Here is a 23,184-nt window from a genome sequence, read left to right as displayed (position 1 = left end):
GCAGTAAGTTATACACGAAAACTGTGGATGCAGTTGTGGATAACTATATATGAACAAATCGGGAACAGTTCAAAAATATTTATTTTACATATTTACATTATTCGTCAGCAAGGTTTTCCCATTCGCTAAATAAATTTCCAAGCTCTTCTTTTTTGAGCTTCAGATCGCTTTCATGCGCTTGAAGTGCGATATAATCCTGAAAAACCTCGGGTTTGGTCATTTCATCCTCAATATTGGCGATGGCCTCTTCCAGTCCCGCAATGCTCTCTTCGAGCTCAGAGATTCGCCGCTGACGGTTGCGCTCCTCGCGTTTGGCCTGTTTGTCCGCTTCGTAGGAGAGGGCTGTTCCTTTTTCCGGCGCTGCGGTTTCAACCTCTGCAGTTTTGGATACTTTGCCAGAGGCAAGCTCGGCTTGCTCCAGAGCAATGGCCTCAAGCTCCTGTTTTTTCTCGATATAGTCGTCGTAATTGCCCAGGTATTGATCAATCCCGCCAGGGTGCAGCTCAAGCACGCGTTCCGCCATTTTGTTCAGGAAGTAACGGTCATGGGAGATGAACAGCAGCGTACCTTCAAAATCAATCAGCGCCGACTCCAGCACCTCGCGGCTGACCAGATCCAGGTGGTTGGTAGGCTCATCGAGAATGAGCATATTGGCGCCGCGCAGCATTAGCTTGGAGAGCGCAACCCGCGCTTTTTCACCGCCGCTTAATGCCGCAACCTTCTTCTGAACATCCTCGCCGCTGAAGAGGAAATTACCCAGAATCGTGCGGATTCGCGCTTCCTCCAGCATCGGATATTCGCTCCACAGCTCCTCCAGCACCGTATTACGCGGATTGAGCCTTGTCTGCTCCTGATCGTAGTAGGCGATCTTCACTTTCGTTCCCCAGGTTACAGTCCCGACGGAAGGCTCACGGGTTCCGGTCATGCACTGCAGCAGCGTCGATTTGCCGATACCGTTCGGACCGATCAGAGCAGCTGTCTCGCCCCGGCGAAGCTCAAAGGAGGCATTCTGGAACAGCGGTGCTCTGTCCTCACTGAAGGATACCGCAACGTTCCGTACCTGCAGCACCTCTTTGCCCGACATAAAATCCGGCTCAAAGGAGAAGCTGGCTTTTTTCAAATCACCCAGCGGCTTGTCGATGCGCTCCATTTTGTCCAGCGCCTTGCGCCGGCTTTGCGCCCGTTTGGTCGTGGAAGCACGTACGATGTTGCGCTGCACGAAGTCCTCCATCCGGGAAATCTCGTCCTGCTGCTTCTCATATTGCTTCAGGCGGATTTCATATTCCGCAGCCTTCAGGTCCACATAACGGCTGTAATTGCCTGTGTACCGCCGGGACTGGTGGCGTTCGATTTCAACTATTGTAGTGACCAGACGGTCGAGAAAATACCGGTCATGGGAGACAACCAGGATGCCTCCGGCATAGCTGCGCAGATAATCCTCCAGCCAGGTTAGTGTTTCGATATCGAGATGGTTGGTCGGCTCATCCAGCATGAGCAGATCGGGGGCCTGAAGCAGAATGCGGGCCAGAGCCAGCCGGGTCTTCTGTCCCCCGCTCAGTGTGGAAATAGGCGTATCCGGGGGGAACTCGCCAAAGCCCATGCCGTGCAGGACGCTGCGTATCCGGGTGTTCATTTCATAGCCGCCATGATCCTTGAACCAATCCGAGCGTTTGGCGTAGCGCTCCAGCAGATCTTCGTAACGCTTCGGATCATCCGCCAGCTTAGGGTCGGCAATGTCCGCCTCAAGCTGGCGAAGCTCCGCTTCCGCTTCCAGCAGCGGCGCGAATACGGCCAGCATCTCCTCTTCAATAGTTTTGTCCGACTGCAGCCCGCTGTTCTGGGCCAGGTAGCCGATGGTGGTTTCCTTGGATTTATGAATTTGTCCGCTGTCAAAGGACATTTCGCCTGCGAGGATCTGCAGAAAGGTGGACTTGCCAGCTCCGTTGACCCCGACAAGGCCCACCCGTTCCTTTTCGTTAACCTGCAGACTGATGCCGTCCAGCACACTCTGTATTCCATATGATTTTGTAATTCCTGTCGCTTGAAGAAGCATACCGATGAAACCTCCGCCCTTGCATATTTCACCGTGGCGGTTACCGCCCGGCTGTACAAAAAACCTTATTCTATAGTTTACATGAAAAGCGTTTGCCGCGCGAGGGGAAGAGCCAGAGACCAAGCCTGGGGCAAGCGGAACACTATTCGCGGAATAGAAGGCCGGAAAAACGTCATTGTAATGCCATAATTATGACATTGTAATGCTTACGAGAAGGAAAATAGAGCTATATGTTTCCTATAACAACGTTATTTATACAACCTTGGCGAACCGGGGGGAAGAGTGGTAAACTGAGTTTACAAACTATGATAAGCTAGGATATAACGGAAGAGGAGGCGGCTGCGAATGACGGGCAATACTGTGCCGTTAGCCGGACTCAAGCGGGAGCTGCGTGCGGAGAGAACCGCTGTCCGTGACAGACTGCCGCAAGAGGAGAGAGCTGCCTTATCCGCTCTGGCCTGCAGGCATGCCGGGGAATGGCTTGAGAAGGAAGGAGCGGCTTCGCTGCTGGCCTATGTGCCTTTCCGCTCCGAGCTGGACTGCCGTCCGCTGATTACGGAGTCTTGGGTCCAAGGCCGCGGGGTGCTGCTGCCCCGTGTGATTGCAGCAGCCGGAACGATGAGCCTTCATGCGGTAGGTTCCTGGGAGGAGCTGGCGCCGGGTGCCTATGGTATATTAGAACCGTCAGCAGCAGGCGGAGATTCGCGCGAACCGGATGAATTCCAGCTGCCGGATGTGGTTTTTGTGCCCGGGCTGGCTTTTGATCTGCAGGGTGGCCGGCTTGGCTATGGACGGGGTTATTATGACCGTCTGCGGGCTTCATGGGAGCAGCGCACTCCGCTTTCTAAGAAGTCCCCGGTGTGGATCGGACTGGCGTTCAGCCGGCAGCTCGTTTCTGAAGTGCCGATGGATGATCATGATGCTTATATGGATATGCTGATTACGGAAGACGGCATATTTCACTGCCGGAAGGAGAACAATTGATGGAGTTAAGCCATTTCAATGAGCAAGGCCGGGCGCGCATGGTAGACGTGAGCGACAAGGAAGTTACCCATAGATCAGCTTCCGCGCGCAGCAGCGTGGAGATGGACCCGGGAACGCTTGCGGCTATCAAGGCGGGAAGAATCGGCAAAGGAGATGTGCTTGCTGTCGCCCAGGTCGCCGGAATCATGGCTGCCAAAAAAACAGCCGACTGGATTCCGATGTGCCATCCGCTGCCGCTTACCGGTATAGATATCCGTTTCTGGGATAACAGCAAAGATCAGCTATATATAGAAGCAACCGTCAAGACGACCGGAAAGACCGGAGTGGAGATGGAGGCGCTGACCGCCGTTTCGGCGGCTGCTCTGACCGTATATGACATGTGTAAGGCGCTGCAAAAGGATATGATCATCGGCCCGACGCTGCTTGTGCATAAGAGCGGAGGCAAAAGTGGAGATTACGCGCTGGAGGAATGAGAGCAGCAAGAGGCTTTATGCGGGAAGGCGCTTAATGGCCGCATCATGCGGCCGTCTATACATAGCATATAGAGGGAGGGACAACCTATGGCGTGGAGAACAGCAATCCTGACGGCCAGCGACAAAGGGGCCAGGGGCGAACGGGAAGACACGAGCGCCCAGGTTATTCGGGAACTGGTGGAGGAGGAGCTTGGAGGCGAGATTGTCGAATACCGGATCGTGCCCGACGAGCAGGATGAGATTATTGCCGCACTGATTGAATTGACGGATTATTTCCAGGCGGATCTGGTGCTGACTACCGGAGGCACCGAGCTTGCGATCCGTGATGTTACACCGGAGGCAACGCGGCGTGTGATTGAGCGGGAGGTTCCCGGGCTCTCCGAGGCCATGCGGAGTACGGTTATGCAGAAGAACCGCGCGGTCATGCTGTTCCGCGGCATTTGCGGCATTCGCGGAAGAACGCTGATTGTGAATTTGCCCGGCACGCCGAAGGGTGTGCATGAGAATTTGGCGGCGATCATGGATCAGTTGCCGGAAGCGTTGCTGATGGTAACCGGCCAGTACCGCCAATAGCTATCTCCTTTTCCGTTATGTCACAAGGAATTGTCAGCGATCTCTGATAGATGTGTGACATAAGTTATGGTATTATTAATCTACTGTTAACGATATCATGAATGAGCGGACAGAGTGACAAGGAGGAATAACAAATGCTAAATGGGATTGGTGCTCCCGGAATTATTTTGCTGGTCATCCTGGCGCTGCTGCTCTTTGGTCCGAACAAGCTTCCTGAGCTTGGCCGTGCCGTCGGGCGGACCTTCCGTGAATTCAAGGACGGTGCGCGTGAAATTATCAGCGAGCCGGAAACTGCCAAGAAGAGCGAAGCGCCTGTGACGGCAGCCCCGCAGACGATGGCAGCAGAACCACCGCAGGACAGACGTCTGCCGGAATAAATTACATCCTTTCACGCGGGGGCGTTCTCTCAGTGCTGCTTCAGACTGGGGGGCGCCTCTTTTTTAGAATACGGCTCTTAACTCATTAGCCTTATTACATAAGCCATAGGGTGGTGTCAGTCATGTCTCAGGAAGCGGAAGAAATGTCAGTGGTGGATCATCTTACGGAGCTGCGCAGAAGGATCATCTATGTGCTGATTGTGTTTGTGGCCGGGCTGGTAGGCGGACTGTTCGTCGCTAAGCCCATTTATCTGTATCTGATCAGTGCTGATACGGCGCAGGGCTTCGTCCTGCATGCGTTCTCCTTCTGGGACGGCATCGGCATGTACATGAAAATCGCTATGGCAGTGTCGCTGACGGTCTCTGTTCCGTTTATTGTCTATCAATTATGGGCATTCATCAGCCCCGGACTGCGGCCGGTTGAGCGGAGCGCCGCTCTGCGTTACGTGCCTTATGTGTTCGTCCTTTTTATACTCGGCATTGCGTTTGCCTATTATATTGTGTTCCCTATGGCGCTGTCGTTCACCATCTCGATCACCCGGGGCATGGGACTTGAGGAAACCTATGGCATTGCCCAGTATTTCGGCTTTATGTTCAGTCTCGTCATTCCGCTGGCGCTCCTGTTTGAGCTGCCGCTGATTGTTATGTTCCTGACCAAGCTGAGAATTCTCAACCCGCTTCGTTTGCGTAAAATGCGCCGGTATGCTTATTTCACGCTCGTCTTTATCGCTGTGGTTATTACGCCGCCTGATTTCATCTCGGATTTTCTGGTGACAATTCCCCTGTTGATTTTGTATGAATTCAGCGTGTTCCTGTCCGCTTTTGTCTACCGCAAGCAGCTTGCTATGGACAATGAGCGGGAGGCGCGTTACATCAGGACAGAGGAGTCCCGGTAGGGGGAAGATTCCCGCAGGTTAGTTTCTTGCCGAAGCAGGAGGGCATATTTTGCCCTCTGGTGGATAGAATGTTAGAGAGTATGGGGCGGACAAGCGCGGAAACCAGATTTTTCCCAAAAACAAATATGATTTTACGCAAAAGGACTTGAAATCCGGCTTCAAGTTGAGTATCATAAAAATTGTTGTTAGCACTACAGAGTGTTGAGTGCTAACGCTGCTAAGCCGTTACAATTTGTGGTATCCAATTCTGTTTTCAAGTTAAACAACATATTCAAAGGAGGCTATTTTTTCATGATCAAACCATTAGGTGAACGCGTATTGGTAGAACCAAGCGAGCAAGAGCAAACGACTGCTTTCGGGATTGTGCTTCCGGACTCCTCCAAAGAGAAGCCGCAAGAAGGCAAAATTATCGCTGTAGGCAGCGGTGCCCTGAAAGACGGAGTGCGTGTGCCGCTGGAAGTTAAAGAAGGCGACCGTGTGCTGTTCTCGAAATATGCCGGAACTGAAATCAAATACGAAGGCAAAGAATATTTGATTATGAAAGAAAGCGACATCCACGCGATTCTCGACTAATCGAAGAGCCGTTCATAAGTGATAACGAACATACTTACAAAATTGGCTGATGCTTTCGAGGTGAGCTTTGAACGAAGTCACTCGGGAAGTAACGCTAACAAAATTATTAGGAGGTTAATTACACAATGGCAAAAGAAATTAAATTCAGTGAAGATGCCCGCCGCGCAATGCTGCGTGGGGTTGATGCTTTGGCAAACGCCGTAAAAGTTACACTTGGACCAAAAGGCCGCAACGTGGTGCTGGAGAAGAAATTCGGCAGTCCGCTGATCACTAACGACGGTGTAACCATCGCCAAAGAAATCGAGCTTGAAGATGCATTCGAGAACATGGGTGCACAGCTCGTTAAAGAAGTAGCAACCAAAACCAACGATGTAGCCGGTGACGGTACTACAACTGCAACTGTTCTGGCTCAAGCGATGATCCGCGAAGGTCTGAAGAACGTAACTGCAGGCGCTAACCCAATGGTTATCCGCAAAGGGATCGACAAAGCGGTTAGAGCTGCTGTAACTGAACTGCAAAACATCGCTAAACCAATTGAAGATTCCCAAGCCATCGCACAAGTAGCTGCAATCTCCGCTGCTGACGAAGAAGTGGGCAAGCTGATTGCTGAAGCTATGGAAAAAGTGGGCAAAGACGGCGTTATCACTGTTGAAGAATCCCGCGGCTTCCTGACTGAGCTTGAAGTGGTAGAAGGCATGCAGTTCGACCGCGGCTACATTTCCCCGTACATGATCACCGATACGGACAAAATGGAAGCTGTGCTGGAGAACCCGTACATCCTGATCACTGACAAGAAGATCAGCAGCACACAGGAAATCCTGCCACTGCTTGAGAAGATCGTTCAACAGGCGCGTCCGCTCGTTATCATCGCTGAAGATATCGAAGGCGAAGCTCAAGCAATGCTGATCGTGAACAAGCTGCGCGGAACCTTTAACGCTGTTGCTGTTAAGGCTCCTGGCTTCGGCGACCGCCGTGAAGCTATGCTGCAGGATATCGCTGCTCTGACAGGCGGCCAAGTGATCACTGAGAAGCTTGGACTTGACCTGAAAAGCACTTCCATCGACCAACTGGGTAACGCCCGTCAAGTGCGCGTAACCAAAGAAAACACTACAATCGTAGACGGAAGCGGCGACAAAGCGGACATCAATGCACGCGTAAGCCAAATCCGTTCCCAATTGGAAGAAACCACTTCCGAATTCGACAAAGAAAAACTGCAGGAGCGTCTGGCTAAACTTGCTGGCGGCGTAGCCGTTGTCAAAGTAGGCGCTGCAACTGAAACTGAACTCAAAGAGCGTAAGCTGCGCATCGAAGACGCCCTGAACGCAACCCGCGCTGCGGTTGAAGAAGGTATCGTATCCGGTGGGGGTACAGCTCTAATCAACGTATATAACGCAGTAGCAGCCGTAGAAACTTCCGGCGACGAGAAGACTGGTGTGAACATCGTGCTGCGCTCACTGGAAGAGCCAATCCGCACCATCGCTGCCAATGCTGGTGAAGAAGGCTCGGTTATCGTTGACCGCCTGAAGAAAGAAGCGGTTGGCATCGGCTACAACGCTGCTACCGGCGAATGGGTGAACATGTTCGAAGCCGGAATCGTTGACCCTGCCAAGGTAACACGCTCCGCGCTGCAAAACGCAGCTTCCGTAGCTGCAATGTTCCTGACCACCGAAGCGGTTATCGCTGACAAGCCAGAGCCTGAAAAAGGCGGCGGCATGCCAGATATGGGCGGTATGGGTGGAATGGGCGGCATGATGTAATAAGGCTGAAAAGCCTGTAGCATCAAGGGTTTCCCGATAGGGACGCACTGTTTGACCACATTTATAGAAGAGGCATCTTAGAGGAAACTCTAGGGTGTCTTTTTTTATCGGGAGAGGAAGGATATAGATGGAATATTGGTTTGGCCCACACATAGACATCGGCAATATTAGATCCAATCCATGTCAGTTGAAAAAATCCAAATGGAGATACGCAATAGAAGTACCATTCAAAAATAGACCGGAAGATGGTCCCACTGCTATTGTAATACTTAAAAATCCAAGCGAAGCAGGTAAAATTATTAATGGTAGAGTTAAGTCTGATAAGACTGTTAACAAGGTTTGTGTGTACTTTTATGTGCGTGGCTTCTCAAAAGTTGTTATTCTTAACCTCGCAGCTTTATATGCAACTTATCTTTCAAACATCCCGCATCAATCAATTTTTGATATTGTTGCGCCAAATTCCGATTGGCGTTTAAATGATAAAGTTATCAGGAGTTATCTTAAAAGATATCGTCCCGAAGTAGATATAGTAGCTGTTGGATGGGGAGCGAAAAATAATATTAAGGGAAGTAAGAGGGAATATGATCAAAGAATTTCTATGGTAGAGAGAAGATTAAAACGTTATGCATCTAAAATATACAAGTACCCTTCAAATACGAAATATCCTGTCCATCCCGCGACAAATAATGCCTGGTTGGAATTTGAAGAACTTGTTAGATACTAAGAAGACACATGACAAGAGAAGTGTGGTGAGACGAGTTGTTAAATCTAAGAAAATTAATTCAGGTTTTTTTTCAGAATGTACTAATTAATCAAGTTGCGATCTATAACGAGTTCAGCTTTCAACATGAGCTAGGAATTTATTTAAGAAGAGTTTTGCCTGATTATAAAGTCCAGTTTGAGCGAAATGTATCATTTTTCACTAAGGATAATCAAACGATAAAGAAGGAGATTGATATTTCAATCTTTTCAGATAGTATGGACGAGAAATATGCCATAGAGTTGAAACATCCCTTAAATGGTCAGTATCCTGAGCAAATGTATTCCTTTGTTAAAGATATAAAATTTATGGAGCAGCTAAAGAATCGAGGATTTATAAAGACAGCTTCAGTTGCACTTGTGTCGGACAAACCATTTTATGTGGGTAAGAATAATAATGGAATATACAACTATTTCCGGGGGGATAAGATAATCGGAGGTGATATTTATAAGCCAACAGGACAAGGTAAAAATGAAGAGTGTATATCCCTTTCAGGGACATATTCAATCGAGTGGGTTGATCTAACTGAGGAGAGGAAATTCTATATTGTGGAAATTTAAACGCCCCGCCCAAGTTGGACGGGGCGTTTAAATAATATTTATTTTTTCTCTCCAGCCCTCTAACGAAGAGATCTATCATCATCCGCCAGGTAATGATCTTCAAGCTCAATAAATTCAGGAGAACGGTGGGCGGCCATCATGCCGTGATAGCTGATATCGAGACCCAGTTCTTCCTCTTCCTCAGTTGAACGGACGTGTACCAACTTGCCGATCAGCTTCAGACCACACCAGGTGGTTGCAAATCCCCAGCCAGCCAGTACAACCAGTCCTAGGAGCTGTACGCCGAGCTGATGCCAGCCGCCTCCATAGAACAGTCCTCCATCGGTGGCGAACAAGCCTACGGCTACTGTTCCCCAAGCGCCGGACACGGCATGCACCGGAAAGGCGCCAACCGGATCGTCGATACGGCGTGCTTCCAGCCAGTTGGTGGCTGCCATCATGAGCAGGCCGGACACAGCGCCGATCAGGATGGCCGCTCCGTCACTGACGAACGCGCAACCGGCGGTAATTCCCACAAGACCGGCAAGCGAACCGTTAATAACAGATGGAGCGTCCGAGCGTTGATAGCGGAACAAGGTGTAGATCAGGGTGATTCCGCCGCCAGCCGCCGCTGACAGCATGGTGGTAATCGCGATGTGCCCGATCCTTACATCGGTAGCGCTTAAGGTGCTTCCTGCATTAAAGCCAAACCAGCCGAACCAGAGAAGGAAGGCGCCGACGGAAGCCAGCGGCAGGTTGCTCGGCAGGGCAACGGTGCTGTTCCCGGCCTGATTGAATTTGCCCTTTCTTGGGCCAATGACGATAGCCGCCGCCAGTGCAGAGAATCCGCCAAGCGCATGAATGACTGCTGAGCCTGCGAAGTCCTGCAGACCAAGCTGATTCAGCCAGCCGCCGCCCCAGGCCCAGTGACCGCCTAAGGGATAGATCAGGCCGGTCATTAAAATGATGTACAGCAGGTAAGCGCGGAAGTTAATCCGCTCGGCAACCGCGCCCGACACGATGGAGATAACAGCAATGGTAAAGGCTGCCTGGAAGAGCCAGAAGGTGTCGATTGAGACGGTGAAATGGAGATTGGAGAGATCACCGCCAAGCAGAAAGCCGCTTGTGCCCACCAGTCCGCCGGCGTCTTTTCCGAACATGAGTCCAAATCCGAAAATATAAAAAATCAGCGTTCCTAAGGTTATATCGGCGAACACCTTCATGATGATGTTCACACTGTTCTTGTATCGTACAAAACCGGCTTCCAGCAAGGCGAAACCGCCCTCCATCAGCAAAATCATAGCGGCGCTCAAAACAACCCAAATCGTATCCAGTCCTCCGCCCAGCGACTCCAGCGTTACATTCATTTCTATAGTGCCTCCATACCCCTAATGGATTTGATTTCACGTATGATCTCAGGTGACAGCGGGATCTCTTCCGTTGCTGGATGAGTACTCAGAAGCAGCAAGACCTGATTCAATTCCTGAATGCTTCTTTTAATGCTGTCTATTTGTTTAAAACGGTCTTTTACGTGAACTATATATTCTACGGCTGTGTGGTGGCTCGCCGGATGTCCTGCAAACCATTTGCGGATCGGGGAGAGGGATTGGTACATCGCCTCTTCTGCTTGCCTTTTTTGTTCATACTTGTTAATTTTATCTTTAATCGCTTCGATTTCTTCCTCTTTCTTGGCTTTCAGGCGTTCAATGAGTTGTATTATTTCCTCTGTAGATAGGCGATAAACAACATTTTGGTATACTTCATCCACAATTATCATGTCAGGTCTCCTTACATGAAAAGTCATAGACTGATTATATGGACAATACAAATACAAGTCAATAGGTTTTTACAACCAAGCGCCGCAGCAGGCTTTCTGGCGGTTTTAAGATCATCAGGGATAGCGCATATGATTGTTAAGAAGTAATATTCCTAATAGAAAGGATGATGATTATGACCTACTCACAGATCTCCCGTAACTCAGGAAATGCCTCCGATATTCTCTATCTGGAAGAGCAGATTGAGGACGTCAAGCAAGAGATCAAGCGGGCTAAAGCAGCGGGACTACAAGAGTTGCTAGACCAAGCGAATAACAAGCTGCTTGAACTGGAAGCTGAACTGGACAAGCTTGAGGACTAGGAGCATAGGCAGAACCGGAATAACCACAAGTGCAAGAACATAGTCCATCCCGAGCCGTGAATCGTCCATTGTTCTTTTTCTCCCGCTTCTGTAGGGTTATGTTGCAGAGATTTGAACTTTTTAATGACAGGAGCGATAGCGGCATGGAAGCATTATTCAGAGCATTGCCCCGTAAATTAACGATTACGATGTGGGACTTTTCCTGGTATACGATGACCCTGCCCGGGGAGCCGTACCATGATCTGGCGGCAAGATTTAAGGAAGCGGTGGAGCGTGGCTATAATACCGTGCGGATTTGCGCGATGCCGTTTATGCTGTTTACGGAGCATGGGAAGAGGCCGGGTCTGCTGAAGCTAGGAAATTTGGGAGAAGTGGGAGCGCGTACCCGATGGTATAACTGCAAGGGAGGAGCGGTGCTTGACGGACATGCGCAGTTGCTGGAGCTGTTTCATCAGGCGAAGGAGCATGGCTGTTATCTTATTCTCTCCTCCTGGGAGTATCAGCAAAGTCCAAGCTTTCTTGCACACCCGGAGCTGCGCGACGAGCTTGCGGCAATTCCGCCGGAGGAGCGGTTTATGGCCCTCGCCAGGTCTATGAACCAGCTAATCATGTTTGTAAAAGAGCATGGCTATTCCGGGCAGATTGCCTATGCCGAGCTGCATAACGAGGTGGAATTCGGACAACTGGCCGCAGTGGCCCTGGAAAAAGGCATCCCTGAAACGGCAACGCCGAAGGTTGTGGAAGCCATGAAGCCTTATATTGAGGAAGCGATTGCCTTCCTCCGTGAACAGCACCCGGATGTGCTGATCAGCACCAGCTACACATTGAATGAGGCGTACCCGAAAGCCTACGTTGCCCAGAACATGCAGGTGGCCCATTTTCACCTTTATGTGAAAGGGATGCTGGACGAGCTTATGGATCTGGCGGGGATCAACGATGAACATGCGGATTTTCCCAATGGGTTCGTAAAGTCCCTGCTTAGACCGGAAGCGCCTCCATTTGAAAAGTGGAAGCTGCCTCCTGGACAGGAATGGCGGATGGAGGGCAATCCTGTGGGGCTGAAGCTCATCTACTTGCATGATTGGGCAGATACGGAGCAGTGGGATTTATTTTTGTATGAGCGTTACGGGGCACATAAGCTCGCCATGCTGCAAAAGATAGATACAAGGTTCGAAGAGGTTGAAGACTTTGCGCGGCATACGAACCTTCCCATCGTTATTGGAGAGGGCTATTTGGGATATACGCCGCTGTATGCCAATTTCGAAGAGGGGCCGGTTGGCAAATTTATCGCTGAGTACGCGCTGCGCAAAGGGATGTCCCTGGGCTTCTGGGGGATGATCCTGTGCTCGAATTGTGCGCCGCATCATCCGTTCTGGGCGGATATCGCTTGGCAGCGTAAGTGGAACCAGTTTATTTTGAACTCAGAGTAGCCATGTTACCTTGAAAGGAGTTGTGCGTGCTGAACGAAACACAGAACAGAACGGAGCTTGCCACCTTTGCGGGCGGCTGCTTTTGGTGCATGGTCAAGCCCTTTGACGAACTGCCGGGCATCGTCTCGTTGGTATCCGGGTATATGGGCGGGCACACGGAGAATCCGACATATGAGGAAGTTGGTACAGAAACGACAGGGCATGTGGAGGCTGTACAGATTACATTCGAGCCGGAGCTGTTCCCGTATGAGCGTCTGCTGGACATTTACTGGCAGCTTATTGATCCAACCGACAGGGGCGGACAATTTATGGACCGGGGGTATTCCTACCGGACGGCGATCTTTGTGCACAGTGAGGAGCAGCGGGAGAAGGCGGAGTTGTCTAAGGCGGCGCTTCAGGCGAGTAAAAGATTCAAGGCACCGATTGTGACGGAGATTCTCTCTGCTGGTCCCTTCTATTCTGCGGAAGCCCTGCACCAGAATTATTATAAGACCCATCCACTCGATTATAAGCTCTATCTGAAGGGCTCAGGCCGGGACGAATTTCTGGAAAAGCACTGGAACAGCCCTGAGGATCAAAAACGCCTGAAGAGTCGGCTGACCCGCCTGCAGTATGAGGTTACGCAGCATAAGGCGACAGAGCCGCCGTATGAGAATGCGTACTGGAATGAATTCCGTGAAGGCGTTTATGTCGATGTGATCAGCGGCGACCCGTTATTTCGATCGGCAGACAAATTCGACTCCGCCACCGGCTGGCCCAGTTTTACTGCACCGATTGCCGAAGGGCTGATCCGGCGGGAAGCCGACTACAGCGGCGGCGAGGTGCGGACCGCGCTGCGCAGCAGGCTGAGCGGGGCATACCTTGGGCATTTATTCTTCGATGGGCCGGAGCCGGCCAAGTTGCATTACCGGGTGAACTCCGCCGCGCTGCGTTTTATTCCGGAGGCGGAGCTGGAGGCGAACGGACTGGGGCGATATCTATAGTTGTTATATGGACATGGAGGAAAATAATACCTTATGTCGAATGAGTAGTTGAACGATACTTTAGCCAGGCTTTGAGTATCTGCAACTAAACGACAAGGTGGAGAGAATATGATCAAAAGGGTACTATTGCTATTACTGGCTACCGTGCTGGCTTCCCCGGTTCTGACTGTGGACGCCAAAGCAGTTTCAGATCTTAGCAATGCCCCGGAGCTGCGCATTAGAGTTGGTAAGATAGCCTATACGAATCCTGCGGTGCCGCTGACAATCTACTGGGCGAAGTATCAGCAGGGGCTGTATAAGACAGTGGCAACTCCTGACCAGGTGAAAACCTATCCGGTGCTTAAAGGAGAGTACAAAAATGTGTTATTTGAAAATGATAAAACTATCTATTTTTTGAAGTACACAAATTATCCGTCTGGTGATATCTACAAGATGGAGATGCCCTCCAAAGCAGTAACGCGTCTAACCTTTACAGGGGGAATAGATGGTTTTAACCTCAAAAATGACAGCATCTATTATTTTACGGGCAGCATGACTACCGAAACAGGTGTGTACCGGATGGCGCTGGATGGCAAAAAGCCTGCGGTTAGAATCAACCCGGCAATGATGGACACAGGAGATAAAAGCTACCGTTATTATTTTGGCAGTGCAGATATGTCACTCCCGTATCTTTATTTTCCACTGCTTCGGCAGAAATGGCCTGCTGCAGGAGAACAGTATATTGACCCGGAAGAGGCAGAGCAGGATTTCGAGGAATCAGTATCCCAATATGAGGTTAACTATTCGGACTATTTGGGAGACAGGGATGCTGATATTTTCATGTTCACTGAGCGGGATGAGGAGAGCGGCAACTCTTATCTGCATTTGTATAACAAGGGCAAAGAGACGGTACGAAAAGTAAAAGATTGGGTTATCGAGCCGGTGGATATTTTGCATGGCTGGGTTTATTTTACGGTGGATAGTGAGGAATCGGATTTAGGAGGATTGTTCGCCATCCGGCCTGACGGATCGGGCTTGCGCCAAGTCGGGAACGGCGACCTGTCAGCCAGCTATTACTTGGGCAGCATAAAAGGGTATTTGGTGTTCGAACATTATAATGAGCTCAAATTAATGATTGTGAAAGAGTAGCACCTATCGCTGCATTTAAGGCATATATTATTTCATGGCCAGTGTTATATAAGATCACATGTCAGATTGACAAAAGGGGCCGGCAAGTATATATTCTACTCAGCGATATATAGTTTTTAGTCAACAGAATGTGGCTGGGAAATCAGGAAACGTGCGTTTCCTAGTTTCAGTTGCATTTTTTTTATGCTTTTGGATCAAATCACACAAATCAAGCCCAAGAATCGAGGAGAATTACGGTATGGGGGAACCTCTGGCATCATCATTTCCAATTGGTAAATTAGCCATTCTGCTGGCTGTTCTGCAGGAGCATGAATGGAAAAAAGTTGTCGAGCAGGAGCTGGATTCGCGGGATTTCCGCTACACGATTGGCCGGGTGGGTGCTATGGATATGATCAAGGTGATTGCTGCCATTGAGACGGCGGCCAAGAACAATCATATTATCGACGCGAACTCCTACCGTGAAGTTCACTCGCTCTATCATGCCATCATTGAAACGATTCAGAGCATAGGCCGCGGAATTGTGCAATTCGGTGATATTTTGCGTACGGTGGGGCTTACTTTTGCCATTGTAAGGGGAAACAGGCTGGGTGACAGCCCGCATGAAGGCGAGTGGATCGCAGTCTGTGCCTACGGTACAATCGGTGCACCCAAAAAAGGGTTTGAGCATGAAGCCATTGGCTTTGGTTTTAATCACATTTAGTGGCAGTAGCTTTTGAAGAAGCGCCTTAAACGGATTAAGCCGTAATTTAGTTATTAGTGATATAGAAGCCGGTACCTCTTATTAGGGTATGGGCTTTTTCTATTACTCGTAAAGCAGGTGAAGCTCATGTTGGAAATAGCCAATCACTCCGTAATCATTCATGGCAATTCCTTAACGATTGAGGAAGTTGTCCAGGTAGCCCGTCATTACAAAAATGTCGATCTAAGTGAGGAAAGCTGCCGGAAAGTTAATCATACGCGCAAATATGTGGAGAAGCTGCTGCAGGAGAAAAAGGTGGTGTACGGCCTGACCACCGGCTTCGGCAAATTCAGCGATACGTACATCTCCCCGGAGGATACGAAGGCGCTGCAGCTCAATCTGATCCGTAGCCATAGCTGCGGGATTGGCGCGCCGCTGCCCGAGGATGTCGTCCGCGCTATTCTTTTATTAAGAATCAATGCCTTGTCCCTCGGCTACTCCGGCATTCGTCTGGAGGTTATCCAGCTAATGGTTGAAATGCTCAATCGGAACGTAGTGCCGGTGATCCCGGAAAAAGGCTCGTTGGGCGCAAGCGGCGACTTGGCCCCACTATCGCATATGGTGCTTGTTCTGATTGGCGAGGGCGAGGCTTATTACCAGGGCCAGCGTATGCCTGGCGCGGGGGCGCTGGCGAAGGCGGGGCTTACGCCAATCGTGCTGGAGGCCAAGGAAGGGCTGGCCCTGATTAACGGCACGCAAGTGATGACTGCAGTCGGCACGCTGGCCTGCTGGGATGCGCTCAATCTGGCGAACTGGGCCGATTGCGCGGCGGCACTGACTTGCGAGGCGCTGCGTGCGGTCAAGGAAGCTTTTGATCCGGCAACGCATGTTGTCCGCCCGCATAAAGGGCAGAAGCAGGTGGCCGATAATATCCGCCATTTGACCGCTGGCAGCAGGCTCATGACCCATCAAGGGGAGCTTAGAGTGCAGGATGCCTACTCGCTGCGCTGTACACCGCAGGTGCATGGCGCGAGCCGCGATGCGCTGGCTTATATTGCGGAAAAGCTGGAGATTGAGATCAACTCGGCGACGGATAACCCGCTTATCTTCGCCGATGAAGAGAAGGTTATCTCCGGCGGGAACTTCCACGGGCAGCCGATTGCGCTGGCAATGGACCATTTGTCGATCAGCGCAGCGGAGCTGGCGAATATCTCCGAGCGCCGAATTGAACGGATGGTCAATCCGCATCTGAACGAAGGCTTGCCGCCCTTCCTCGCGAAGAACGGCGGCCTGCAGTCCGGCTTCATGATCGCGCAATATGCGGCGGCGGCTGTGGTGTCGGAGAATAAATCACTGGCCCATCCCGCCAGTGTGGATTCCATCCCTTCTTCCGGCAACCAGGAGGATCATGTAAGCATGGGCACGATTGGTGCGCGGAAAGCGAAGCAAATTGTGGATAATGCCTACGCTGTGCTGGCGATTGAGCTGCTGTGCGGGGCGCAGGCCATCGACTTCAGAAGTCCGCAGCAGCCCGGCCAGGGAACGAAATGGCTGTATGACCGCTGCCGGGAGCAGGTTTCTTTTGTAGACGCGGACCGGGTGCTCTCCGGTGATTTCGCCGCCATAGCGGAGTGGATGAAGGAAACGGGTGTGCTGGAGGAGTTATTTGCACTTGTGCCTTTTCATACTTATAAAAGCTGAGGTTGAAAATTTAACAAAAGGGTTGGAGTAACGGAGGGGATTTTGGAACTGTAGGAGCGATAGCGTCCGCCTTTGTCTCCGGATTTCAACTGCTGCAAGCAGTCAAATCAAAGAAATCTGGAGACAACAGCGGCCGGAAGTCCAAACATCACCGCAGTTACGACCATACCCGAATTGGAAGTTCGCAAGTTCAGCTTTTCCATCACCTAACCGAAAGGAGATCAACGAATATGGGCTTACACGAAGCAAGAGTCGTCCGCGCGCCAAGGGGCAAGCAGCTGAATACCAAAGGATGGGTGCAGGAAGCCGCGCTGCGCATGCTGATGAACAATCTCGATCCCGAAGTGGCGGAGCACCCCGGGCGATTGGTCGTCTATGGCGGAATCGGCAAGGCTGCGCGCAACTGGGAGAGCTTTGATGCTATCGTACACTCGCTGCAAACGCTGGAGGACAATGAGACGCTGCTGATTCAATCCGGCAAGCCGGTGGCCATCTTCCGTACGCATCAGGATGCTCCGCGGGTTCTGATCGCGAATTCCAACCTGGTTCCGGCATGGGCGAACTGGGAGACTTTTCACGAGCTGGATCAAAAAGGGCTGATGATGTACGGGCAAATGACGGCCGGAAGCTGGATTTATATCGGTACGCAGGGGATTGTGCAGGGGACCTATGAAACCTTTGCAGAATGTGCCAGACAGCATTTCGGCGGTACACTCAAAGGAACGATCACCCTCAGTGCCGGACTTGGCGGAATGGGGGGCGCGCAACCGCTGGCTGTGACCATGAATGACGGAGTGTTCATCGGAATTGATGTGGACCGGACCCGGATCGAGAAACGCATTCAATCCCGGTATTGCGATGTCCTGGTTGAGACGCTGGAAGAAGCCTTAGCAATGGCTGAAGCCGCCAAAAGCGAAGGACGTCCGCTCTCCATCGGCCTCCTCGGCAATGCGGCGGAGCTGCTGCCGCGCATGCTTGCCCAGGGCTTTGTGCCGGATATTTTGACCGATCAGACCTCGGCCCATGATCCGCTGAACGGCTATATACCAACAGGGTATTCCGTTGAGACGGGTAGACAGCTTAGAGCTGAGAAGCCGCTGGAATACGTTGCCTTGGCGAAGAAAAGCATTGCCCGCCACGTCGAAGCCATGCTTGCGCTGCAGAGCAAAGGGGCGGTTACGTTCGACTATGGCAACAACATCCGTCAGGTCGCCTATGATGAAGGCGTAAAGCAGGCGTTCAACTTCCCTGGCTTTGTGCCGGCTTATATCCGCCCGCAATTTTGCGAAGGGAAGGGGCCGTTCCGCTGGGTAGCCTTATCTGGCGATCCTGAGGATATTTATAAGACCGATGCCGCGATTATGCGGGAGTTCCCTGAGAACGAAGGCTTGCAGCGCTGGATACGCCTCGCTCAGGAGAAGGTTTCCTTCCAAGGGCTTCCAGCCCGCATTTGCTGGCTCGGCTATGGCGAACGGGCAAGATTTGGCCGGATTATCAATGACATGGTGGCTTCCGGGGAGCTGTCTGCCCCTATCGTAATTGGCAGGGATCATCTGGATGCCGGGTCTGTGGCCTCTCCGAACCGGGAGACTGAAGCTATGCGGGACGGCAGCGACGCCGTGTCCGACTGGCCGCTCCTGAATGCGATGGTCAATACGGCGGCAGGGGCTAGTTGGATATCGCTTCACCACGGCGGGGGTGTGGGTATGGGGTATTCCCAGCATGCCGGGATGGTTGTTGTAGCGGACGGAACGAAAGAGGCGGAAGCCAGACTGGAGCGGGTGCTGACCTCAGACCCGGGCATGGGTGTTGTCCGTCATGCGGATGCCGGATATCCGCTTGCCGTAGAGACGGCAAAGACTATGGGAATCCGCATGCCCATGCTGGGCGGCCCGGAAAAGGAGCTGTAACATGATCTACATTCATAGCGCAGCCCAGATAGCCACTCTTGGCGGAGCCAGTACGAAGCCAAAGACAGGCAAGGAGATGGAGGAGCTTGGCCTGATCGAAGACGGGGGCATCGTCATTGAAGATGGAGTTTTCACCTTCGTCGGCAGCAGCGAAGAGGCCCGCCGTTATGTGGCGGAGCATTCCGGGGACCGGGAAGTTACGGTGATGTCTGCGGAAGGCAAAACAATAACCCCGGGGCTGATTGATCCGCATACCCATGTCGTGTTTGCCGGTTCCAGGGAGTTCGAGCTGAATATGCGGCTGCAGGGTGCTAAATATATGGATATTTTGAATGCCGGGGGCGGAATTCTCTATTCCACCGAGCGTACCCGTGAAGCGTCAGAGGAGCAGCTGATGGCCGAAACCGTGAAACGGCTGGACCGCTTTCTCGAATATGGAGTAACGACCATCGAGGCCAAGAGCGGGTACGGCTTGCGGCTGGAGGAGGAGCTGAAGCAGCTGCGGGTAGCGCAGCGTCTGAACGCTTCACATCCGGTAGATTTGGTGTCAACGTTTATGGGCGCTCATGCTGTGCCTGTAGAGTATAAAGGGAACCCAGATGCTTTTGTCCGAACCATTATCGAGGAGATGATCCCGGCGGTGGCCCGGCAGGGTTTGGCCGAGTTCTGCGACGTGTTCTGTGAAGAGGGTGTGTTCACCGTGGAGCAGTCCCGGGACATTCTGCTGGCTGGGCAAAAGTGGGGGCTGAAGCCGAAAATCCACGCCGACGAGCTAGTGTCATACGGGGGAGCGGAGCTGGCTGCCGAGCTTGGAGCCGTGTCAGCGGACCATCTGCTGCATGCCTCCGAAGCGGGCATTAAGCGGATGTCAGAGGCCGGGGTGATCGCTGTTCTTCTGCCGGGCACAGCCTTTTTCCTGATGGCCCAGCCTGCCAATGCCCGGGCGATGATCGCTGCCGGGGTGCCAGTCGCATTATCGACGGACCGGAATCCCGGCTCGTCACCGACGGAATCGCTGCCTTTTATTATGAATCTGGCCTGCTTGACGATGCGAATGACACCGGCTGAGGTGCTGACTGCGTGTACGATCAATGCTGCTCATGCCATTGGCCGGGCCAGCACTATTGGCAGCATCGAAGCCGGCAAACAGGCTGACCTTGTGATGTTCGACGCGCCTAACTATCTCTATTTGCAGTATCACTATGCGGTTAATCTAGTGGATACCGTGCTCAAAAAGGGAGAAATCGTTATTCAGGGCGGAAGGAGGGTATTCGTATGAAGGAGCTGGAGAAAAACGGGCTGGGGAAGCATGAGCCACAGAAGAATGAACTGCGGATCAATGCTTCCCGGCTTCAGCGCAACCTCCAGGAGTTAGGGCTGTTCGGGCTGAATGAGGCTACAGGCGGACTGGACCGGACCACGTTTACTGCGGCTGAACTGGCTGCGCGGGAATGGCTCAAGACTGAGCTGCTCCGTTTGCGTTTGGCTGTTAGGGTAGACGCAGCGGCAAACATTTGGGCCGTGAGGAAGGGGTTAGGGGACGTAGATGCCTCGGACGGCTTAGCTGCTCAAGGTAGTCCAGACTTGTCAGGTGCTCCGGACAGCTCAGCGGCATCAGACAATCCAGGCGGCGCTACATTTCCCCATTCCTTTGCTGTCGCCCTCCCCGTGATTGCGTTCGGTTCCCATATTGATACCGTTCCGAACGGGGGCAAATATGATGGTGCGTTGGGTGTGCTGCTGGCATTGGAGGTCATGACCGTACTGGAGGAAAACAAGGTCATTACCCGCCACCCCCTGGAGCTGGTGTCCTTCAGCGCTGAGGAGCCGAATCCGTTCGGCCTGTCCACATTTGGCAGCAGGGCGGTGGCGGGGAAGCTAGGGCAGAAGGATCTCGCGGGCGTCCGCAATGCTCAGGGCGAGCTGCTCACGGAGGCGCTGCGCCAGGCGGGCGGTGATCCTGAGCATTTCGGGGCTGCGCGGCGGAAGCCGGAGGAGCTGGCAGCTTTTCTCGAGGTTCATATAGAACAAGGAAAAAGGCTGCTTGACCGCGATATCCCTGTAGGGATCGTAACGGCGATAACGGGCATTTACCGTGAAGAGATTACTGTCGTGGGCGAAGCAAATCATGCCGGGACGACGCTCATGGGTGACCGCAAGGATGCGCTTATGGGTGCTTCCGAAATCATGCTGGCCTTTGAAGCCGTTTGCCGGAACCATCAGGCGGATGAAGTTGTCGGCACGATTGGCAGGATCAGCAATGAACCGAATGCGGCGAATATTATCCCGGAAAAGGTCCAATTTCACCTGGAGATCAGAGGGGAGCAGCGCGCACAAATCCAGGAGGTGCTGGAGAAATGGAGCAAGCTTGCCTTGTCCATTGCGGATAGCCGTGGCCTGCGCCTGGAACGGCGTCTGATTCTGGATCAAAACCCTGAGCCGATGGATTCCCTGGTCATTGATTTGTGCGCCGGACTGGCGGCGAAGCTGGATTACAGCAGCCTGAAGCTCGGCAGCATGGCCGGTCACGATGCCACGCATATGGCTTCTCTGACCAGAGCGGGAATGCTGTTTGTACCCAGCCTGGGCGGCAAAAGCCATTGTCCTGAAGAGGAAAGCCGGATAGAGGATATCGAGAAGGCTGGCAACGTATTGCTGCAGTCCATTCTCACACTGGACCAAGAATTGAACCATTAGGAGGATCAGCCATTGCGCGATTTATATTCAGCAGACGCGGTATACACGCAGGGGGAGTTTAAGCAGGACTATGCTTTACTGGTGGAAAACGGGAAAATTACGGATGTGGGCGGCCGCGAAGAATTAATGCAGCGTTACCCGGATGCCCGGCACATCGCATGGGAGGGCAAAGCCATCGTCCCCGGCACCGTCAATTCGCACAATCATTCCTTCCAGAGTCTGCTGCGCGGGATTGCGGTCGATAAGCCCTTTCTGGAATGGCGGGATCAGGCGCTGTACCGGTATTCGCCGCTTTTGGATGAAGAGGCCATTTATACCGGGGCTTTGCTTGCCTTTGGGGAAATGCTGCGGTACGGAGTGACGACGGTGTGTGACTTCTTTTATGTGCATAACGGCGGCACTGCTTATGACGAAGCGGTCATTCGGGCGGCGGGCGATCTGGGTATCCGCCTTGTTTTTGCCCGCACGATGTATGACTGGGCAGGTGCGCCGCTGTCTTACCGGGAGACGGTGCCTGAAGCGGTGGAGCGTACGCGGTCACTTGCCAAGAAATATCAAGGGAATCCTATGGTCACCATTCACCCGGCACCCCACAGTCCGCATGCGGCTTCCCCCGAGATGATCCAGGCAGGTCACCGGCTGGCGGTGGAGCTGGATACGCCGTACCACATCCATGTGGCCGAGGAGATGTTCGAGGTAGAGGAGATTTTGCGCGATTACGGGCTTCGGCCTGTGCATTACCTGGATTCGCTGGGTGTGCTCGACGAGCGGATGATCGCGATTCATCTGGTGTGGCTGGAGAATTCCGAAGTTGAGCTGATCGGCCGCAGACGCGGCTCGCTGGCGTATTGTCCATCCAGCAACATGTTCCTGGCAGACGGAGTCACCCGGATACCGGATCTGCTTCAGGCTGGGGTCAGAGTGACACTCGGAACGGACGGCGGCTGCAGCAACAACCGGACCAGCGTGTATGAGGAGATGCGGATGTGTGCGCTTTTGCAGAAGGTCAGCCGCTTGGACGGCACCTGCATCACCGCAGAACAGGTCTACCGCATGGGCACCTCCAGCGCTGGTGATATCCTGCGGATGCCGATCGGGTCGATTGAGGCCGGACAGCATGCCGATTTTGCCGCATTGGACATTCACGACCTCTCCCTGGCACCCAAGAAAGAGCTGTTCGCCAACATGGTCTATGCTATGCAGCCCGGAGCCGTAACAACGGTAGTTGTGGGCGGGAAGATCGTTTTTGAGCAGGGGAAAATACTAACCGTATCCGAGTCCGCCATCGGCGGGCGCGTGGACCGGCTGTTTGAGAAATGGGATAACCTGATCTAAGGCTCAGACCTTAGATTAAAAGAGAAGGCGAAGGAGTGACCGTAAGGGTCGCTTCTTCGTTTTTTGCGTACGCCCAGCATGGGCGTCATCTCTAGGGTGAAAGTCCCGAGCGGGGGCTGGCAAGCGCCTACCGTTAGCCAAGGGCAAGGGTGTCCATCGCGAGGTGGAATCTGAAGGAAGCCGGGGGCAAAAGCACGGCC

The 23,184-nt window shown here is 52.4% G+C and carries 23 protein-coding genes; 19 read left to right on the top strand and 4 right to left on the bottom strand.

All coding sequences use genetic code 11. The annotated features are described in order from the left end of the window. Positions 1 to 97: 97 nt before the first annotated feature. Positions 98 to 2,053: an ABC-F family ATP-binding cassette domain-containing protein gene (locus AC0LWN_RS25775; protein ID WP_474670443.1), complete on the bottom strand. Its 1,956-nt coding sequence runs from the start codon at positions 2,051 to 2,053 to the stop codon at positions 98 to 100. 345 nt (positions 2,054 to 2,398) lie between these two features. Here AC0LWN_RS25775 and AC0LWN_RS25770 point away from each other — a divergent pair, with 345 nt between their 5' ends. From AC0LWN_RS25770 to AC0LWN_RS25730, 9 genes are all read left to right on the top strand, one after another. Next, positions 2,399 to 3,037 (top strand): 5-formyltetrahydrofolate cyclo-ligase, encoded by a 639-nt coding sequence (locus tag AC0LWN_RS25770; RefSeq protein WP_474670441.1) that lies wholly within the window; start codon positions 2,399 to 2,401, stop codon positions 3,035 to 3,037. Further along, complete coding sequence (gene moaC / locus AC0LWN_RS25765) at positions 3,037 to 3,510, top strand: cyclic pyranopterin monophosphate synthase MoaC (RefSeq protein ID WP_474670439.1); 474 nt, start codon at positions 3,037 to 3,039, stop codon at positions 3,508 to 3,510. Before AC0LWN_RS25770 ends, moaC begins: the two co-directional genes overlap by 1 nt. An 87-nt stretch (positions 3,511 to 3,597) precedes the next feature. Next, positions 3,598 to 4,083 (top strand): MogA/MoaB family molybdenum cofactor biosynthesis protein, encoded by a 486-nt coding sequence (locus AC0LWN_RS25760; RefSeq protein WP_458966111.1) that lies wholly within the window; start codon positions 3,598 to 3,600, stop codon positions 4,081 to 4,083. Positions 4,084 to 4,217: 134 nt separating this feature from the next. Continuing rightward, a complete protein-coding gene (gene tatA, locus AC0LWN_RS25755) occupies positions 4,218 to 4,460 on the top strand; it encodes a twin-arginine translocase TatA/TatE family subunit (RefSeq protein ID WP_474670437.1) in 243 nt (80 codons plus the stop codon). 122 nt (positions 4,461 to 4,582) lie between these two features. Beyond that, entirely contained in the window at positions 4,583 to 5,356 is a 774-nt protein-coding gene (gene tatC, locus AC0LWN_RS25750) for a twin-arginine translocase subunit TatC (RefSeq protein ID WP_474670435.1), read from the top strand. Positions 5,357 to 5,647: 291 nt separating this feature from the next. Continuing rightward, positions 5,648 to 5,929 (top strand): co-chaperone GroES, encoded by a 282-nt coding sequence (groES, locus tag AC0LWN_RS25745; protein WP_019913211.1) that lies wholly within the window; start codon positions 5,648 to 5,650, stop codon positions 5,927 to 5,929. Positions 5,930 to 6,054: 125 nt separating this feature from the next. Continuing rightward, positions 6,055 to 7,686: a chaperonin GroEL gene (gene groL / locus AC0LWN_RS25740; protein ID WP_474670433.1), complete on the top strand. Its 1,632-nt coding sequence runs from the start codon at positions 6,055 to 6,057 to the stop codon at positions 7,684 to 7,686. 127 nt (positions 7,687 to 7,813) lie between these two features. Further along, entirely contained in the window at positions 7,814 to 8,410 is a 597-nt protein-coding gene (locus tag AC0LWN_RS25735) for a DUF1643 domain-containing protein (protein WP_474670431.1), read from the top strand. Between the two features lie 35 nt (positions 8,411 to 8,445). Beyond that, positions 8,446 to 9,006 (top strand): hypothetical protein, encoded by a 561-nt coding sequence (locus tag AC0LWN_RS25730; RefSeq protein ID WP_474670429.1) that lies wholly within the window; start codon positions 8,446 to 8,448, stop codon positions 9,004 to 9,006. Between the two features lie 59 nt (positions 9,007 to 9,065). Here the strand turns inward: AC0LWN_RS25730 and AC0LWN_RS25725 are convergent, their stop codons facing one another. Both AC0LWN_RS25725 and AC0LWN_RS25720 read right to left on the bottom strand, forming a co-directional pair. Beyond that, positions 9,066 to 10,352, bottom strand: a complete 1,287-nt coding sequence (locus AC0LWN_RS25725; RefSeq protein ID WP_474670427.1) for an ammonium transporter — start codon at positions 10,350 to 10,352, stop codon at positions 9,066 to 9,068. 2 nt (positions 10,353 to 10,354) lie between these two features. Beyond that, the gene (locus tag AC0LWN_RS25720) at positions 10,355 to 10,762 is read right to left on the bottom strand and encodes a hypothetical protein (protein WP_474670425.1); all 408 of its coding nucleotides are present in this window, start codon (positions 10,760 to 10,762) and stop codon (positions 10,355 to 10,357) included. A 173-nt stretch (positions 10,763 to 10,935) separates the two neighbouring features. Between AC0LWN_RS25720 and AC0LWN_RS25715 the strand changes: the two genes are divergently transcribed. The 10 genes from AC0LWN_RS25715 (at position 10,936) to AC0LWN_RS25670 (ending at position 22,984) form a co-directional block, all read left to right on the top strand. Continuing rightward, on the top strand, positions 10,936 to 11,121 hold the full coding sequence (locus AC0LWN_RS25715) for a hypothetical protein (RefSeq protein WP_474670423.1): 186 nt from the start codon (positions 10,936 to 10,938) through the stop codon (positions 11,119 to 11,121). A gap of 143 nt (positions 11,122 to 11,264) precedes the next feature. After that, the gene (locus tag AC0LWN_RS25710; RefSeq protein ID WP_474670421.1) at positions 11,265 to 12,551 is read left to right on the top strand and encodes a cellulase-like family protein; all 1,287 of its coding nucleotides are present in this window, start codon (positions 11,265 to 11,267) and stop codon (positions 12,549 to 12,551) included. Positions 12,552 to 12,580: 29 nt separating this feature from the next. Next, the gene (msrA, locus tag AC0LWN_RS25705) at positions 12,581 to 13,534 is read left to right on the top strand and encodes a peptide-methionine (S)-S-oxide reductase MsrA (protein ID WP_474670557.1); all 954 of its coding nucleotides are present in this window, start codon (positions 12,581 to 12,583) and stop codon (positions 13,532 to 13,534) included. Positions 13,535 to 13,642: 108 nt separating this feature from the next. Then, a complete protein-coding gene (locus AC0LWN_RS25700) occupies positions 13,643 to 14,662 on the top strand; it encodes a TolB-like translocation protein (RefSeq protein ID WP_474670419.1) in 1,020 nt (339 codons plus the stop codon). 238 nt (positions 14,663 to 14,900) lie between these two features. After that, positions 14,901 to 15,362 carry a histidine utilization transcription antiterminator HutP gene (hutP, locus tag AC0LWN_RS25695; RefSeq protein ID WP_474670417.1) on the top strand — a complete coding sequence of 154 codons (462 nt, stop codon included), beginning with the start codon at positions 14,901 to 14,903 and terminating at the stop codon, positions 15,360 to 15,362. 126 nt (positions 15,363 to 15,488) lie between these two features. Continuing rightward, positions 15,489 to 17,042 carry a histidine ammonia-lyase gene (hutH, locus tag AC0LWN_RS25690; RefSeq protein ID WP_474670415.1) on the top strand — a complete coding sequence of 518 codons (1,554 nt, stop codon included), beginning with the start codon at positions 15,489 to 15,491 and terminating at the stop codon, positions 17,040 to 17,042. 230 nt (positions 17,043 to 17,272) lie between these two features. Further along, on the top strand, positions 17,273 to 18,952 hold the full coding sequence (gene hutU, locus AC0LWN_RS25685) for a urocanate hydratase (RefSeq protein WP_474670413.1): 1,680 nt from the start codon (positions 17,273 to 17,275) through the stop codon (positions 18,950 to 18,952). Position 18,953: 1 nt separating this feature from the next. Further along, the gene (hutI, locus tag AC0LWN_RS25680) at positions 18,954 to 20,231 is read left to right on the top strand and encodes an imidazolonepropionase (protein WP_474670411.1); all 1,278 of its coding nucleotides are present in this window, start codon (positions 18,954 to 18,956) and stop codon (positions 20,229 to 20,231) included. Next, the gene (locus tag AC0LWN_RS25675) at positions 20,228 to 21,649 is read left to right on the top strand and encodes a Zn-dependent hydrolase (RefSeq protein ID WP_474670409.1); all 1,422 of its coding nucleotides are present in this window, start codon (positions 20,228 to 20,230) and stop codon (positions 21,647 to 21,649) included. Before hutI ends, AC0LWN_RS25675 begins: the two co-directional genes overlap by 4 nt. 12 nt (positions 21,650 to 21,661) lie before the next feature. After that, the gene (locus AC0LWN_RS25670) at positions 21,662 to 22,984 is read left to right on the top strand and encodes an amidohydrolase family protein (protein ID WP_474670407.1); all 1,323 of its coding nucleotides are present in this window, start codon (positions 21,662 to 21,664) and stop codon (positions 22,982 to 22,984) included. On the opposite strand, the gene AC0LWN_RS25665 is transcribed toward AC0LWN_RS25670, so the two are convergent. After that, on the bottom strand, positions 22,981 to 23,184 hold a 204-nt coding region (locus tag AC0LWN_RS25665), incomplete at its 5' end, for a hypothetical protein (RefSeq protein ID WP_474670405.1). The two genes, AC0LWN_RS25670 and AC0LWN_RS25665, sit on opposite strands and share 4 nt — an antisense overlap.

Source organism: Paenibacillus sp. sgz302115, assembly GCF_056120445.1.
The sequence above is the reverse complement of the archived record's forward strand: the minus strand, read 5'-3'. Positions and strand labels throughout refer to the sequence as shown.